We start from the raw sequence: 16,010 nt of genomic DNA on the forward strand, positions 1-16,010 counted from the left end.
TCTGCTGCAACGTCGCACCGATGTCCGACGTACGCGTCGTCGTCATCGACTGCACCGACACCGGCGCGTCCCCGCCCACCGCAACCGACCCGACCCGGATGCGCCGCGAGGGGCGGCGCATCGCGAGCGGCCGGGCCGGCAGCCCGGGGAGACCCAGTGCGACCGGTTCTCCAGCGGTCATGACGTCACCGGTTCCCGGAGATGGTCTCGCGCGCGGCGCGCAGGGATTCCTTCAGCGATCCCATGGTGGCGAGCACGGCGGTGGGTTCGTAGCCGCAGTGCGCCATGCAGTTGGCACAGCGCGGGTCCTTGCCCCGGCCGTACTTGTCCCAGTCGGTCTCCTCGATGAGCTGACGGTATGTCGGTACGTAGCCGTCGCTCATCAGGTAGCAGGGCCGCTGCCAGCCGAAGAGCGAGTAGTTGGGAATGGCCCACGCCGTGCACGGGAAGTCCGCCTTGCCCTCCAGGAAGTCGAGGAAGAGCGGCGAGTGGTTCAGCCGCCAGCGGGCCCGGTTGCCGCCCGCGAAGGTCTTCTTGAACAGTTCGCGGGTCTGCTCGACGCCCAGGAAGTGCTCCTGGTCGGGTGCCTTCTCGTAGGCGTAGGCGGGCGAGATCATCATCTCGTCGACCTTCAGGTCGTCATTGAGGTAATTGAGGACCTCGATGATGGTCTGCGGGGTGTCGGTGTTGAAGAAGGTGGAGTTCGTGGTGACCCGGAAGCCGCGCCGCTTGGCCTCCTTGATCGCCGCCACGGCCTCGTCGAAGACCCCTTCCTTGGCGACCGATTCGTCGTGCCGTTCCCGCAGCCCGTCGATGTGCACGGCGAAGGCGAAGAACGGCGAGGGCGTGAATTTCTCGATCTTCTTCCGCAGCAGCACCGCGTTGGTGCACAGGAAGACGTATTTCTTGCGCGCCACCAGCTGCCGGACGATTTCATCGATCTGCGGGTGCATCAATGGTTCGCCGCCCGCGATGGAGACCATCGGGGCACCCGATTCGAGGACGGCGCCCACGGCCTGGGCCACCGGCATGCGCTGCTTGAGCACGCCGGCCGGGTGCTGGATCTTCCCGCAGCCCTCGCACGCGAGATTGCAGGCGTACAAGGGCTCCAGTTCCACGATGAGCGGGAATTTCTCCCGCCTGCGGAGCTTCTGTTCGATGAGGTACGTCGCAACCTTGATGGACTGACGGAGCGGCATGGCCATCTGGCTCACCTCCTGGGGAGCAGCAAAGATCGGTGCCATTCGTAGAAAGCAGGCAGGACGGCACGGAGAACTCGGAAAGCCGATATTCCACCGCGTATCGTGCCGATGCGGACGAGCTCATGCTCCGGAGCATCCACGACCACCCGTACGGCGGCAACCGGGCGCGGCCCGGACCGCAGAGCGGTGCGCAGCGTGGCGGCGGACTCCATGTCCACCGCGATGGCTCCGGTGGCCCGCAGCCCGGCCCGCTCATGTCCGCGTACGACATGGTCGGAGCCGGTCAGCGGACCGGTGTGGACGGCGCGGCCGGGTACCGCCCTGGCCAGGGCCTCGGCGAGCAGGCCCGGACCGGTGCAGACCGTACGGTCGCCGCCTTCCCGGGTCTCGTCGGCGACCACCAGGTCCCCGGGGTGCATGCCGGGCAGCAGTCCGGCGCAGAAGCCGGAGGCGAGGACCGCCGTGCCGGGCGCCCGGTCCTGACCGAGCGCCCGTGCGACGGCCGCCTCGGCGGCCCTGGGGCCCATGCCCGTACGGAGTACGGTCACCGGGCCGGGAGTGGCGCCGGCCCTGCCCCGGCCGCTGCGCAGGGCGAACCGCTCGATGCCGAGCGCGCAGGCGATCAGCAGCGGCGCGGCGGGGCCGGCCGTCCCCGGGCCGTCGGCCATCAGGCCCCCTTGCGGGCGGCCGTGCGGTCGGCGAACGGCTCGCCGTACACGTACCGCCCGAGTGCGGTGAGCGGGAACACCTGGCGGTAGAGGTGGTAGTTGATGGAGAAGTCCCACGGGAATCCGGTGCCGGTGAAGTACGGCTCGTCCCAGGAGCCGTCGGCCTGCTGGGTGGCGGTGAGCCAGGCGACCCCGCGCCGCACGGCGACGCTGTCCCGGGCTCCCGCGGCAAGCAGCGCGAGCAGGGCCCAGGCGGTCTGGGAGGCGGTCGAGGCGCCATGCCCGATCCACTTCTCCTCCCGGTAGGAGCGCAGGTCCTCGCCCCAGCCGCCGTCGTCGTTCTGCACGGACTCCAGCCAGCCGACCGCGCGGCGGATCGCCGGGTGCGTCACGGGCAGTCCGGCGGCCACCAGCGCGGGCACCACCGACCCTGTCCCGTATACGTAGTTGACGCCCCAGCGGCCGAACCAGGCGCCGCTCGCCTCCTGTTCGGCGAGCAGCCACTCGATGCCCCGCCGGGTGACCCGGTGGCCGGCCCGTCCTTCGACGGCGAGCATCTCCACCACGTGCCCGGTGACGTCGGCGGACGGCGGGTCGATGACCTCGCCGAAGTCGCAGAAGGGCAGCCGGTTGGGGAAGGCGCTGGTGTTGTCGGCGTCGAAGGCGCCCCAGGCACCGTTGCGGGACTGCATGCCCATGTTCCAGCGGACACCGCGCCTGATGGCGGCCTCGATGCGGGCCCGGTCGGGGTGGCGGACCCGGCGCAGCGCGAGGACCACCTCGGCAGTGTCGTCGATGTCCGGGTAGTTGTCGTTGTGGAACTCGAAGGCCCAGCCGCCCGGATTGAGCCGGGGACGGCGTACGGACCAGTCGCCGGGCCGGACGATCTCCTCGCCGAGCATCCAGTCGGCGGCCTTCACCAGCGCCGGGTGGTCGGGGCGGACCCCGGCGTCGGCGAGCGCGATGGTGGCGAGGCAGGTGTCCCAGACCGGGGACTGGCATGCCTCGATCATGCGGGCGCCGTCCTCGCGCCACACGGCGAACCGGTCGAGCGATTCGAGTCCGGCGCGCATCACCGGGTGGTCCAGGTCGTAGCCGAGCAGATGCAGGGCGATGACGGAGTACACGGCGGGCGGCTGGATGCCGCCCCAGCAGCCGTCGTTCTCCTGGCGTTCGATGATCCAGCGGGCCGCGGCGTTCATCGCGGTCCGGCGCAGCCCGCGCGGTGCGATCCGGTGATAGACGTGCAGCGCCTTGTCCAGGCGCTGGAAGACACCGTCCCAGCTGGCGGCCGGTGCGAGTCGCCTGGGCGGGTTCGGGTTGCTCCGATCGGCGTGGAGTTCGTCGAGCGGGAAGGGGGCCGGGCGTACCGGCCGCTTCGCCGAGACGATGGTGAGCGGCACGATGGTCTGGCGGGCCCAGCAGCCGAAGTCGTAGATGTTGAGCGGAGCCCATTTGGGAAAGAACATCAGTTCGGGCGGGAGTTCCGGCAGGTCGTCCCATTTCCACCAGCCGAACAGGGCGAGCCAGATCCGGGTGAAGACCCGGGCGGACGCGATGCCGCCCTGTTCCCGGATCCATCCGGACGCGCGGGCCATGTGCGGTTCGTCCGGCCGGTCCCCGGCCAGCCGCAGGGCCACGTACGCCTCGATGGTGGTGGAGAGTTCGCCGGGGCCGCCGTGGAATGTCGCCCATGTGCCGTCGCCCAGCTGTTCGCCGCGGATGAAGCGGCCGGCCGCCCGGACGGTGTCCGGGTCCTGGATGCCGAGGAATTGACGGAGCAGCAGGTCCTCGGCGTCCATCGTGACGTTGGTGGCGAGGTCGCCCTTCCACCAGCCCTGCTCGTCCTGCCTGCCGAGGAGGTGCTCCACCGAGCGTTCCGCGGCCCGCCGCGCGGCGGTGAACACGTCGTCCGCGGCGATGGTTGTGTCGGTCGGTTTGCTGGCCGAGGCTGCGCGGGGGTTCACGGCCCCGGTGCTTCCGTCGGTCGTCGCTGTCATGGCTTCCCCTTCGTGCAGTCAGTTCCTCTGCTGTGCTGGGGTCTCCGTCGGCCGGCGCCCCGGCAAGGGCGCCGGCCGGCGACTGCGAGTCATATGGAGCAGATAGTGATCATCTCTTTCGTACGACGACGAAGTCCGCGAGCGCTGTGAGCTGCGCCCGCACGGTCTGCGGCATGTCGATGCGGTGCAGCGCCTCGATGGCGACCGCATGCTGTCGACGGGCCTCCTGGGCGGTCCACTCGCGGCCGCCCGCCTCCTCGATGAGTGCCGCGCGGGCGGCGAACTCCTCCTCGGAGAAGCTGTCGAAATCGCTGCTCTTGGCGTCGGCCGCGAGCAGTTCGCCCAGGCGCTCCGATGCCGGACCGCCCGCGGCGAGCGCGGCGACGACCGGCAGGGACTTCTTGCGCTGGCGCAGGTCGCTCCAGGTCTGCTTGCCGGTGGACTCGGGGTCGCCCCAGATGCCGAGCAGATCGTCGACGGCCTGGAAGGCGAGACCGAGGTGGTATCCGTACGCCTCCAGGGTGTCGGCGGTCCGGTCGTCGGCGCCGCCGAGCACCGCGCCGATGGAGCAGGCGCAGGCGAGCAGGGCGCCGGTCTTGTTGCCCTCCATCTCCAGGCACTCCTCGACGGTGACCCGCTCGCGGTGCTCGTAGGAGATGTCCTGGGCCTGCCCGTCGATGAGCTTGCGGCTGGCCGCGGTCAGCCGGCGGGTCGCGCGGCCCGCCTCGACGGTGCCGAGCTCCAGCAGGACCTCGTTGGCGAGGGCGAAGAGCGCGTCGCCGACCAGGATCGCCTGGGCGGGGCCGTGCACCTTCCAGACGGTGTCGCGGTGGCGGCGCTGTTCGTCGCCGTCCATCAGGTCGTCGTGCAGCAGCGAGAAGTTGTGCACGAGTTCGACGGCCACTGCGCCGGGTACGCCGGCCTCCGCCGGGGCGCCGGCGGCCTCCGCGGACAGCAGGGCGAGGGCCGGGCGGACGGCCTTGCCCCCGTCGCCGTCGGCGGGCTGTCCCTGGGCGTCGATCCAGCCGAAGTGGTAGGCGGCGACGGTGTCCATGGGCGGTGCGAGCCGGTCAACGGCGGCCCGGAGCACCGGCGTGGAAAGGGCCCGTCCGCGCTCCAGAAGCGCGGTGACGTCCGTGGTGTCGGCCACGGTGTCGAAAGCCGGATTCGCCGGGGTCACTGACTCTCCTCTTGTTCCGGTGGTACTGCTCATGCCGCCTCCTGCAGCGGATGTTCATGGGGGCGGCCGAGCGCCCGGAGGGCGGCTTCGGCCGCGCTGAACCCGCTGCGGACGGCGCCCTCCATCGTCGCGGGCCAGCCGGTGGCCGTCCATGCCCCGGCCAGGCTGAGGCCGGGGGCACGGGTGCGGGCACCGGGCCTCAGCCGGCCGACTCCGGGGGCGGGGGCGAAGGTCGCCGTGCGCTCCCGGGTGACGAAGAAGTCCCTGATGCCGGCCCCGCGGGCGGCCGGCAGGAGCCGCTCCAGCTCGGGCAGGTAGCGGGTGCGCAGTTCGGCGACGGGGAGGTCGATCTCCTCGTCCGCGGCGGACTGGGACACGGCGAGGTACTGCCCGGGACCGGTGAGTCCGGAGGCGTCGGTGCGGTCGAAGACCCACTGGACCGGGGAGCCGAGCGCAGTGAAGAACGGGCGGCGCAGCACCTTGCGGTCGTAGACGACGTGCACGTTGAGGATCGGCGAGGTGCCGATGTCGAGCAGCCGCTCCGGTGCGTCGAGTGCGCCTTCGGGCAGCAGGTCGTGGGTCTCGCGCTGCGGGACGGCGAGGACGACGGTGTCCGCCTCGATCCGTTCGCCGCCGGTGTCCACGAACCAGCCGCCATCCCCCGTACGGGTGATGGCTGAGGCCTTCGTGCGGAGTTCGGTGCGGACCGATGCGGAGTCGAGGGCCTTGCGGGCCAGCGTGTCGTGCACCTCGCCGAGGGGCACGCTCGCCCAGCCGATGTCGGCGGCGCCGGGTTCGGAGAGGAGTCCGGTCTTGAAGACCTTCGCGGCCAGGGCCAGCGAGGAGTTCGGCGCGGTGGCGTTCAGCGTGGCGACGCCGACCAGGTCCCAGAGTGCCTCGATGGTGCGCGGCGACTGGCCGTGCCGGGCGAGCCAGCTGCCGAAGTCGACGGTGTCGAGCGCGGGGTCGTCGGGGTCCAGGCGGCCGAGCGCCAGCGCGGCGCGGCCGACGCCGGCCCGTTCGGCGAGCGAGAGGTGCGGATAGCCGGCCAGTCCGGCGGCGAGGTGGAAGGGCACCGGCAGTGCGTTGCGGCGCAGCCGTCCCAGCCGGGGGCCCGAGGGCCGTCCGACGTCGAGGACCGGCACGTCCAACCGGTTCTGCAGCGGTGCCAGGCTCGTCCCGTCGATCCGGTCGAGAAACCAGCGGTAGGCGGTGCAGCAGCGCAGATAGACATGCTGTCCGTTGTCGACCGTCAGCTCGCCGCGCCGGAAGGAGAAGGCGAGGCCGCCGAGCCGGGGCCGGCCTTCGAGCAGGGTCACGTCAAGCCCGGCATCGGCGAGACGCAGGGCCGAGGTGATTCCGGCGAGCCCGCCACCGATCACGACCGCGCGGGAGGAGCGCGAGGCGTCGTCCGTCATGCGTCCTCCTTTCGCCAGGTCACTTCAGTCAGGGACGCATGAGCACAGCGGAGGGTTGACCGCCGGGCGGTTCGGGTCTCCGTGCTGCACATGGTGCGCGAGATGTCCGCACGGCGCATCAGACACGCCCCCTGGTCGTACGCCGGGAGATGTACCGGGCGTCGAGCCCCGACAGCCCGCGCACCGCCACGTAGGCCTTCTCGTGGCCCGGCAGCGAGACCCGGCCGCGCAGCACCGCCTCGGGGTCGCGCTCGATCCGGTCGAGCAGCCGCCGGTAGATGCCCGCCATGGCCGCGACACACGCGCCGCTGCGCCGGTCCAGCATGGGCAGCAGCCGGTAGCCCTCGGCGAACAGGGTGCGGGCGCGCCGCACCTCGAAGTGGACGAGGCCCGCGAAGTCGGCGCCGGGCGGCGGGGTGGCCCGGTGGAAGCCGGCCGAGCAGCCGAACTTGGCGAGGTCGTCGGCGGGCAGATACGTACGTCCGTTGCCCGCGTCCTCGCGGACGTCTCGCAGGATGTTGGTCAGCTGGAGCGCGAGGCCGAGGGTGTCGGCGTACTCCGCGGCCCGGTCGGCACCCTGGGCGCCGGGCTCGGTGCCGAAGACGCCCAGGCTGAGGCGGCCGATGGCGCCCGCGACACAGCGGCAGTAGACCTTGAGGTCGTCCCAGGTCTCGTACGTCGCACCGCGCACGTCCATCAGCACGCCGTCGATGAGCTCGTCGAGCCCGCCCAGCGGGAGCGGGAACCTGCGCGCGGCGTCGGCGAGCGCGACGGCCACCGGGTCGGTGTCGTCCTCGTCGACCGCCCCGTCCCGGATCCGGTCCAGGACGTCGCGGGTGCTCTCCAGGCGGGACCGCTTGGTGTCCGCGTCCAGCTCGCCGTCGCCGATGTCGTCGACCCGACGGGAGAAGGCGTACAGCGCCGACATGGCCTGCCGCTTCTCAACCGGCAGCAGCCTGATGCCGTACGCGAAGTTACGCGCCTGCTGTCCGGTGACCGCCTCGCAGTAACTGTATGCGGCCTGTACCGGTGCCGACATGTACGTCGTCTGTCCCTCCACGGTCCGGCTCACCCCTCTCTACGCGCTCTTCGCAAGACAACTCCCACCTCGCGCAGCAGGCTGGGCTTGGTGGGCTTGGGCGGTCCGGGCAGTACGTCGAACCCGGCGGCCGCGATCGCGGTGAGGGCGGCGCGCCCCCCTCCCACGAATCCGGCGAGAAGCAGCTTGAGCCTGCCGTGGACGCTACCCACCAGGGGGGTGCCTTCATTCAGCAGTTCCCGAGCGCGTTCCGCTTCGTACGCGACCAGTGAACGCACCGATGCGCTCCCCGAGGGGGCGGCGAGATCGGTTTCGACGACATGGAACCGCGCCATGTCGTCGGCGGGGAGATAGATCCGGTCGCGGCCGAGGTCCTCGGTGACGTCCTGGAGGTGCTCGACGATCTGCAGGGCGGTACAGACGGCGTCGGAGCGGCGGATGCGCTCGGGGCTGGCGGTGCCGGTGATCTGCAGGACCAGCCGGCCCACCGGGTTGGCGGAGAGCTCGCAGTAGGCCAGGAGCTCCTCGTACGTCCCGTAGCGGCGGACCTTCTGGTCCTGCCGGTTCGCCTCGATGAGGCCGAGGAAGGGTTCCGGGGTGAGCGCGCAGCGCCGCACGGTGGGGACCAGGGCGCGCAGCAGGGGGTGGCCGGGACCGTCGCCCGAGGTGTCGAAGACCCGGTGCAGATCGGCCTCGAAGGCGTCGAGCATGGCGAGCCGGTCGTCGGCCTGCGCGGGATCGAGGCCGAGGTGGCGGGCGTCCGCGCCGCCGGGGGCGAGATCGCCGTCGCCGATGTCGTCGACCAGGCGTGCGTAGCCGTAGACGGCCATCAGGTCGTCGCGCCAGGCGCGGGGCAGGAAGAAGGGGGCTACGGGGAAATTCTCGTCCGCGGCCTTGTCGAGAGTGCTGGGCACGACGTCGTCGGGGTGCGTCTGCCGGGTACGGGTCACCACGGACCGCCCGGCGCTGGGACGGCGTGAGCACCTCGGAGCTGGAGATTTTCCGTCATTGCCGTCACATCTCCCGTTCTACACTGCTGACCCAAAACATCCCATTCCGGACACGCCGCCCGCTCTGCCGAGTGCGGAGCACTGCCTACGGGCCGTACAGCCAGGCACTATCGCCCCACTTGCCTCGAATCAGCAGCTACAGCTTACGTTGTACAACGCTCATCCATACGGCGGGGTGTTGGGCGCGTTGCGGCAACGCTTTCCGCTCCGCCAACCTTCCCCGCACACAAGCCGGTTGACGTCATCCGACGGGACGAGATCCTGCCCGGGACATACCGCCGGGCATGGAGAGCACCGGCGGAGGTCCACGATCCGGACACCGAGGCGGCCTCTGCCGGAGAGCTCCGACGAAGGCCGCCCCGGTGTCGCAGAACCGGACGAACCGCTACTTTCCGGTCTCGCGCTCGTACGCCTTGAGCACCTCGTCCGTCGGGCCGTCCATCAGCAGCTCGCCCTTTTCCAGCCACAGCACCCGGTCACAGGTGTCGCGGATGGACTTGTTGCTGTGGCTGACCAGGAAGACGGTGCCGGCCTCCTTGCGGAGCTCCCTGATGCGCTTCTCCGAGCGGATCTGGAACTTGCGGTCACCGGTCGCCAGCGCCTCGTCGATCATGAGGACGTCGTGGTTCTTGGCGGCGGCGATGGAGAAGCGCAGCCGCGCGGCCATGCCGGAGGAGTACGTACGCATCGGCAGGGTGATGAAGTCGCCCTTCTCGTTGATCCCGGAGAAGTCGACGATCCCCTGGTAGCGCTCGCGGATCTCCTCGCGCGACATGCCCATCGCGAGGCCGCCGAGCACCACGTTGCGCTCGCCGGTCAGATCGCTCATCAGCGCCGCGTTCACCCCGAGCAGCGAGGGCTGCCCGTCGGTGTAGACCTTGCCGTGCTCGGTCGGGAGCAGACCGGCGATGGCCCGCAGCAGCGTCGACTTGCCGGAGCCGTTGGTGCCGATGAGGCCGATCGCCTCGCCTCGGTAGGCGGTGAAGGAGACACCGCGGACGGCGTGCACCTTGCGCACCCCGCGCGATTCGCCCTTGCCGCGGCGCATGATCCGGCTCAGCGCCGCGGTGGCGCTGCCCTTGCCGCCGCCGGCGCCGTTGACGCGGTACACGATGTGCACATCGTCGGCGATGACGGTGGGGACGCGCCCCGGAGTCTTGTCGTCAGCCACGGCCGTACCGTTCCTCTGCCTTCCAGAAGTACACGAAGCCCACCAGGCCGATCAGAACCGCCCAGCCGAGCGCCACGGCCCAGACGTGCGCCGGCAGGTTCTCCGAGCCGTAGCCGTCGATCAGCGCGAAGCGGATCAGGTCCATGTAGACGGCCGCCGGGTTGTACTGCAGCACGTCGGCGATCCAGGCCGGCTTGTCCTTGAGCATCACCGGGATGGAGAACATCACGCCCGAGGCGTACATCCAGGTCCGCATGACGAACGGCATCAGCTGTGCGAGGTCGGGGGTCTTGCTGCCGAGCCTGGCCATGATCAGCGCCAGGCCGGTGTTGAAGACGAACTGCATGACCAGCGCCGGAATGATCAGCAGCCACGACAGGCTCGGGTAGCTGCCGAAGGCGACGGCCACGGCCCCGAGCACGATCATCGAGAACAGCAGCTGCTGGAGCTGCTGGAGCGAGAACGAGATGGGCAGCGAGGCGCGCGGGAAGTGCAGCGCCCGGACCAGTCCCAGATTGCCGGAGATCGCCCGCACGCCCGCCATCACCGAACTCTGGGTGAACGTGAAGACGAAGACGCCGGTCACCAGGAACGGGATGAAGACCTCCTGGGTCATCCCCTTCCGGGTGCCCAGGATCAGCCCGAAGATCAAGTAGTAGACCAGGGCGTTGAGCAGCGGTGTGGCCACCTGCCACAGCTGGCCCAGCTTCGCCTGGCTGTACTGGGCGGTCAGCTTCGCCCTGGAGAACGCCATGATGAAGTGGCGCCGGCCCCAGAGCTGGCGGATGTACTCGAAGAGCCCTGGCCGGGCGCCGCTCACCGTCAGGCCGTACTTGGCGGCCAGGGCGGCCGAGGTCAGGCCGTCGTCGGCGGATGGTGGGGTGCTCAATGCCACCGCACCATCATGGGTTGTGTCACTCACCAGATGAAACTCTCGTATTCAAGATGCGCAGCCGGTCGCGGGCGCGGCTCGGAGCGGACAGGTCCCGTGGAGAAGAAAACGTACGTCCCATGCTCTCAGAGGAGAGCCTCTCAGATCACCGGAGGTCGGCCGAGTCTGGTCAGCCGCCACACCGTGCGCCATCTCATCGGGCGGCGGGTTCCGCACGGTGTCGCCCAGCCTTCCCGGAAACCGCCGAGCCACGCCTTGAGCGCCGGGCCCGAGGGCCTGCGGACCAGGGTGAGCAGCAGCCACACCCCGAGGTAGACGGGGACCAGCGGTGCGGGCAGATTGCGACGGGCCAGCCAGACCCGGTTGCGGGCCACCATGCGGTGGTACACCGCGTGCCGCGAGGGGGCGGTCGTCGGGTGGTTGAGGACCATGTCCGCGCGGTAGTCGATCATCCAGCCGGCGTCCAGTGCCCGCCAGGCGAGGTCGGTCTCCTCGTGCGCGTAGAAGAACCGGCCGGGCAGCGGCCCGACCTCGGCGATGACCTTGGTCCGTACGGCGTTGGCGCCGCCCAGGAAGGTCGTCACGCGTGAGGAGCGCATCGGATCGGCGGCGCGCAGCCGCGGCACGTGGCGGCGCTGCGTGACTCCGGTGTCCGGGTCGGCGATGCGGAAGCTGATGATGCCGAGACCGGGATCGGCCTCGAAGGCCTGCCGGCACAGCTCGGCGGTGTCGCCGAGCGGCAGCAGTCCGTCGTCGTCGAGGAAGAGCAGGGCGTCCACGTCGGCGCCGGACGGGCCGAACGCCTCGATCCCGACATTGCGGCCGCCGGGGATGCCCAGGTTCTCGGGCAGCTCGACGGTCCGCACTCCCGCGGGGACGTCCGGCACGGGGGCACCGTTGCCGACGACCACCACCTCGATCCGGTCGCCGTCCTGCCGGGCGACCGAGTCGAGGAGGGCGCGGAGCTCGTCGGGGCGGTTGCCCATGGTGATGACGACCGCGCCGAGCTTCATGGGCGTGCTCACTTCAGCCTGCTCGACGCCAGGATCGACACGAGGTGCAGGAGCGTCTGGAGCAGCGCGATGCCGGCCAGCACCGCGACCATGAGACGGCTGAAGAACAGGTCGTCGCGGACCGCGTCGAGGACGGCCGCCACCAGGACGACCAGGGACGCCTCGACCCCGAGGATGAGCCGGTGGAACTTGAGCGCGCCGGCGGCCCGGCGGGCGAACGCCATGCCGGACGAGCGCGGCTCCGAGGCGGCCTCCTTGACCGGCGGCAGCCCGCCCTGGTGGCGTGCGACGCCGACGAGGTCGGTCTCGGCCTTGATCAGGATGGCGCCGAGCGCCGCGAGCGTGCCGAGGAAGGCCCAGAGCCAGTCGATCCGCCCGGTGCCCCACAGGTCGGCGGCGCGCAGGCCGAAGCCGACCAGCACGGCCGCGTCGCAGAGGTACGCGCCGACCCGGTCCAGGTAGACCCCGCCCAGCGAGAACTGCTTCTTCCAGCGGGCCACCTCGCCGTCGACGCAGTCGAGCAGCAGGTACAGCTGGACCGCGAGCACCCCGAGCAGCGCGCCGGGAATGCCGGGGACGAGCAGGGCCGGTGCGGCAAGCACGCCCGCGACCGTCATCACGTAGGTCAGCTGGTTGGGCGTGATCCTGGTGTTCACCAGGTGCCGGTCGATGCGCAGCGAGATCTCGCGCATGTAGAGCCGACCCGCCCAGTGCTCACCACTGCGCCGGTCCTTCACACCCGGGGGGTGCACGACCGGACGGAGTTCAGCTATGGATGGCTTTTGCATAGTCGGCGTACGCGTCCCTGATCTGGTCGGTGGACAGGTTGAGGTGTTCCAGGATCGTGAAGCGCCCCGGACGGGTCTGCGGGGCGTAGTCGACGGCCCGGACGAACTCGTCGGCGGTGAAGCCGATCTCTTCGGGCACGACCGGCAGCCCGTGGCGGCGCAGGGTGGCCGCCATGTGCAGCGACTCCTCGCGGGCGCCGCGCAGATACATCGCGAAGCAGGCGCCGAGGCCGACCTGCTCGCCGTGGCTGGCCGCCCGCTTGGGGTACAGCAGGTCGAAGGCGTGGTTGATCTCGTGGCAGGCGCCGGAGGCCGGCCGAGAGTCCCCGGCCACGGACATCGAGATGCCGGTGAGCACGAGGCCCTCGGCCAGCACCTTGAGGAAGGCGTCGTCGGCGATCCCACCGGGGTGGCGCAGCACCGCCTCGCCCGCCTGCCGGGCCATGGCCGCCGCGAGTCCGTCGATCTCCTCGCCCTTGACCTCGTGGGCGAGCTCCCAGTCGGCCACGCAGGAGATGTTGGAGACCGCGTCGCCGATGCCGGAGCGCACGAAGCGGGCCGGTGCCTGGCGGACGATGTCGAGGTCGATGACCACGGCGATCGGGGTGGGTACCCCGTAGGAGCCCCGGCCGTTGTCGTTGTCGAGCGTCGCGACGGGTGAGCAGAGGCCGTCGTGGGCGAGGTTCGTCGCCACCGCGACCATGGGCAGCCCGACCCGCGCCGCCGCGTACTTCGCCACGTCGACGATCTTGCCGCCGCCGAGGCCGACCACGGCGTCGTACCGGTTGCCCTTGATGTCGTCGGCCAGCTTGACCGCCGAATCGAGGGTGCCGTCGCTCACGGAGTACCAGTGGGCGCCGGGCAGCGCGGGGGTCAGCCGCTCGCGCAGGGCCCGTCCCGAGCCGTCGCTTATCGCGACGGCGAGCTTGCCGGAGGCGGAGATCCGCTGGTCCGCGAGGAGGCCGGCCAGATCGTCCAGGGCGCCGCCACGGATGTCGACGACGACCGGGGACGGGATGAGCCGGGTCAGTACTGGCACGCGATCTCACGGCCCTTCGCGAGGTCGTCGTGGTTGTCGATCTCCACCCACGTGACTTCGCCGATGGGGGCCACGTCGACGGTGAAGCCGCGGTTCACGAGCTCCTGGTAACCGTCCTCGTAGTAGAGGTCGGGGTCACGCTCGAAGGTCGCCTTCAGGGCGTCCGCGAGCTCCTCGGCGGCCTCGGGCTCGATCAGGGTGACGCCGATGTACTCGCCGGTCGCGGTGGCCGGGTCCATCAGCTTGGTGATGCGCCGCACACCCTTGCCGTCCTCGGTGATGACCTTCATCTCCTCGTCGGCGAGGTGCTTCACCGTGTCGAGGGCGAGGATGATCTTCTGGCCGTCGCCCCGGGCGGCGAGCAGGGTCTTCTCGACGGAGACCGGGTGGACGGTGTCACCGTTGGCCAGGATCACGCCGCGCTTGAGCACCTCACGGGCGCACCACAGGGAGTAGGCGTTGTTCCACTCCTCGGCCTTGTCGTTGTCGATCAGGGTGAGGGTCACGCCGTACTTGGCCTCGAGCTCGGCCTTGCGGTCGTACACGGCTTCCTTGCGGTAGCCGACGACGACGGCGACCTCGGTGAGGCCTATCTCCGCGAAGTTGGCCAGCGTGAGGTCCAGCACGGTCTTCGCAGCGCCGTCCTGTTCAGGGCCTACAGGCACGAGGGCCTTCGGAAGCGTGTCGGTGTAGGGGCGCAGACGCCGTCCTGCACCGGCTGCCAGTACGAGGCCGATCATGCGGGTTCTCCTTCGTCGTGAACGGCGGGTGCTCCGGAGGACACCCAGAAGCGGATGGACTCCACGAGCACCACCAGGGCCACCGCCACCGCGAATGCGGTGAGTGCCACGGTGAAAGCCGAATGCTGAGTGAATACGGCGGCGAGTACGGCCACCACCAGGGTGCGGCCCTCGTGCCCACCGATCGTGCGTACCAGCCACCGGGGCGGCGCGCCGGTGCCGCCCCGAATGCGGTACACCGTGTCGTAGTGATGGTAGGCGACGGCCGAGACCAGCCCGAATGCCGCCGGAAGGGCACCCGGGACATCGCTGCGGGCCGCGAGGATCAGGACGGTGCAGTACTCGGCCGCCCTGAATATCGGGGGCACGAGCCAGTCCAGCGCACCCTTGAGCGGCCGGGAGACGGCCATGCCCGAGAGCATCGCGTAGACCACCGCTGCCAGGATGGTGTGCCAGCTGCCGAAGGGCTGCGAGAGCGCGGAGGCGATCATGAGCGCCCCGGCGAGCAGGGCCGTGATCGGGGCGCTCCAGCTGCCACCGAGCCGGGGCCCGAAGGCGGCGGCGGCCTCGGCCAGCGGGCCGGAGTCGGCCAGGTCCGCGAGGGCCTGGGCGGCGCGGTCGGTGCGCTCGGCCTTGCGGGTCAGCGAGCGCAGCAGCCGGCCGGCGGTGGTGTAGCAGGCGGCGAAGGCGCAGCCGACGAGCAGGGCGTAGAAGACGATCCTGGGCGTGGTCACCGCGGTCAGCACCGCGATCATCGCCCAGCGCTCACCGATCGGCAGCACTATCATCCGGCGCGCCCAGACGGTCCAGCCGACGCTGTCGAGCCGGTCGGAGAGCGCAGCCGTGGGGCTGGAGTTGGCCACCGCGTCGTGGTTGGCCTCGTTGAACGAGAAGTCGATGACGTGCCGGCATGCCTGGAGCACCATCGCGCCCAGGGCCAGCGCCCATACGTCGTCACCGCCGCGGGCGGCGCCGAGCGCGAGGCCCGCGTAGTAGGCGTACTCCTTGGCCCGGTCGAAGGTCGCGTCCAGCCAGGCGCCCATCGTCGAGTACTGGAGCGAGTAGCGGGCGAGCTGCCCGTCGGTGCAGTCCAGGACGAAGGAGAACAGCAGCAGCACGCCGGCCGCGATGTAGCCGCCGCGGGTGCCGGTCGCCGCGCTGCCGGCCGCGATCAGCGCGGTCAGCAGGGACGCGGTGGTGACCTGGTTCGGCGTGAGGCCGCGGCGGGCGCACCAGCGGGCGATGTAGCGGGAGTACGGGCTGATGAAGAACGTGGTGAAGAAGCCGTCGTGGGCCTTCACCGCACTGCGCAGCCGCACCGCCTCGTCGTCGACCGAGGCGAGGGCGCTCTCCGCCTCGGCGCGCGCGGGTGCGTCCGTCGGCACGGCGGCGACCAGCGAGCCGAGTTCGGGGCGCTGCACCACGGTGCCCTCGGCGTCCATGGTGACTGCGAGGCGGCCCGGCACGGTGCGGTCGGTGACCGGTGCGGTGGACGGGCCCGTGGGCAGGCCCGCGCCGACGGCCTCGGCCGTGGTGTCCAGGGCTCGGACGAGCGCGGGGCGCGCCTCGGGCTGCGCGGTGAGCGCGCCGGGGACGGTGGCCGCGGGGAAGCGGGGGTCGGTCAGTCCGAGCCGGAGGGCGTGGACATGGCCGACGAAACGGGGGTCGACCAGTGCGACCCGGCGGTCGGCGGGGACGGCCGAGAGCAGCCGTGCGGCCTCGGTCACATCGGCGGCGACCTGTACGTCGAAGCCCAGTGACCGCAGGTCGTCCGCGAGCGACGAGCCGGGTACCGGTGCACCGGTGAGGATGGCGGTCGACAGACGAACTCACTCCTTGGTGCTGACGGG

15 protein-coding genes are annotated in these 16,010 nt (G+C 70.9%); all 15 read right to left on the bottom strand.

What is annotated here, in order from left to right:
- On the bottom strand, positions 1–181 hold a 181-nt coding region (locus tag ACFYY7_RS25245), incomplete at its 3' end, for a flavodoxin-dependent (E)-4-hydroxy-3-methylbut-2-enyl-diphosphate synthase (protein ID WP_351265999.1).
- Between the two features lie 4 nt (positions 182–185).
- A complete protein-coding gene (hpnH, locus tag ACFYY7_RS25250; RefSeq protein WP_266727918.1) occupies positions 186–1,205 on the bottom strand; it encodes an adenosyl-hopene transferase HpnH in 1,020 nt (339 codons plus the stop codon).
- A gap of 5 nt (positions 1,206–1,210) precedes the next feature.
- Positions 1,211–1,870 carry a 1-hydroxy-2-methyl-2-butenyl 4-diphosphate reductase gene (locus ACFYY7_RS25255; protein WP_388664746.1) on the bottom strand — a complete coding sequence of 220 codons (660 nt, stop codon included), beginning with the start codon at positions 1,868–1,870 and terminating at the stop codon, positions 1,211–1,213.
- The gene (shc, locus tag ACFYY7_RS25260) at positions 1,870–3,870 is read right to left on the bottom strand and encodes a squalene--hopene cyclase (RefSeq protein WP_388664748.1); all 2,001 of its coding nucleotides are present in this window, start codon (positions 3,868–3,870) and stop codon (positions 1,870–1,872) included. The genes ACFYY7_RS25255 and shc overlap by 1 nt, the downstream gene beginning before the upstream one ends.
- 109 nt (positions 3,871–3,979) lie before the next feature.
- Positions 3,980–5,083 (bottom strand): polyprenyl synthetase family protein, encoded by a 1,104-nt coding sequence (locus ACFYY7_RS25265; RefSeq protein WP_358949900.1) that lies wholly within the window; start codon positions 5,081–5,083, stop codon positions 3,980–3,982.
- On the bottom strand, positions 5,080–6,468 hold the full coding sequence (hpnE, locus tag ACFYY7_RS25270) for a hydroxysqualene dehydroxylase HpnE (RefSeq protein ID WP_388664750.1): 1,389 nt from the start codon (positions 6,466–6,468) through the stop codon (positions 5,080–5,082). Before hpnE ends, ACFYY7_RS25265 begins: the two co-directional genes overlap by 4 nt.
- Positions 6,469–6,586: 118 nt before the next feature.
- A complete protein-coding gene (gene hpnD, locus ACFYY7_RS25275) occupies positions 6,587–7,507 on the bottom strand; it encodes a presqualene diphosphate synthase HpnD (protein ID WP_388664752.1) in 921 nt (306 codons plus the stop codon).
- Positions 7,508–7,536: 29 nt separating this feature from the next.
- Positions 7,537–8,457: a squalene synthase HpnC gene (hpnC, locus tag ACFYY7_RS25280; protein WP_388664754.1), complete on the bottom strand. Its 921-nt coding sequence runs from the start codon at positions 8,455–8,457 to the stop codon at positions 7,537–7,539.
- Positions 8,458–8,902: 445 nt separating this feature from the next.
- On the bottom strand, positions 8,903–9,688 hold the full coding sequence (locus ACFYY7_RS25285) for an ABC transporter ATP-binding protein (protein WP_266727932.1): 786 nt from the start codon (positions 9,686–9,688) through the stop codon (positions 8,903–8,905).
- Positions 9,681–10,610 (bottom strand): ABC transporter permease, encoded by a 930-nt coding sequence (locus ACFYY7_RS25290; RefSeq protein ID WP_388664755.1) that lies wholly within the window; start codon positions 10,608–10,610, stop codon positions 9,681–9,683. Before ACFYY7_RS25290 ends, ACFYY7_RS25285 begins: the two co-directional genes overlap by 8 nt.
- 110 nt (positions 10,611–10,720) lie before the next feature.
- On the bottom strand, positions 10,721–11,593 hold the full coding sequence (locus tag ACFYY7_RS25295; protein WP_388665216.1) for a glycosyltransferase family 2 protein: 873 nt from the start codon (positions 11,591–11,593) through the stop codon (positions 10,721–10,723).
- A gap of 8 nt (positions 11,594–11,601) precedes the next feature.
- Positions 11,602–12,381 (bottom strand): CDP-alcohol phosphatidyltransferase family protein, encoded by a 780-nt coding sequence (locus tag ACFYY7_RS25300; protein WP_266727936.1) that lies wholly within the window; start codon positions 12,379–12,381, stop codon positions 11,602–11,604.
- Positions 12,359–13,420 carry an iron-containing alcohol dehydrogenase family protein gene (locus ACFYY7_RS25305; RefSeq protein WP_388664757.1) on the bottom strand — a complete coding sequence of 354 codons (1,062 nt, stop codon included), beginning with the start codon at positions 13,418–13,420 and terminating at the stop codon, positions 12,359–12,361. Before ACFYY7_RS25305 ends, ACFYY7_RS25300 begins: the two co-directional genes overlap by 23 nt.
- Positions 13,408–14,160 (bottom strand): phosphocholine cytidylyltransferase family protein, encoded by a 753-nt coding sequence (locus ACFYY7_RS25310; RefSeq protein ID WP_266727940.1) that lies wholly within the window; start codon positions 14,158–14,160, stop codon positions 13,408–13,410. The genes ACFYY7_RS25305 and ACFYY7_RS25310 overlap by 13 nt, the downstream gene beginning before the upstream one ends.
- Positions 14,157–15,926: a DUF5941 domain-containing protein gene (locus ACFYY7_RS25315; RefSeq protein WP_388665218.1), complete on the bottom strand. Its 1,770-nt coding sequence runs from the start codon at positions 15,924–15,926 to the stop codon at positions 14,157–14,159. Before ACFYY7_RS25315 ends, ACFYY7_RS25310 begins: the two co-directional genes overlap by 4 nt.
- Positions 15,927–16,010 lie beyond the last annotated feature (84 nt).

The organism is Streptomyces sp. NPDC001933 (genome assembly GCF_042890955.1).
Taxonomy (GTDB): domain Bacteria; phylum Actinomycetota; class Actinomycetes; order Streptomycetales; family Streptomycetaceae; genus Streptomyces.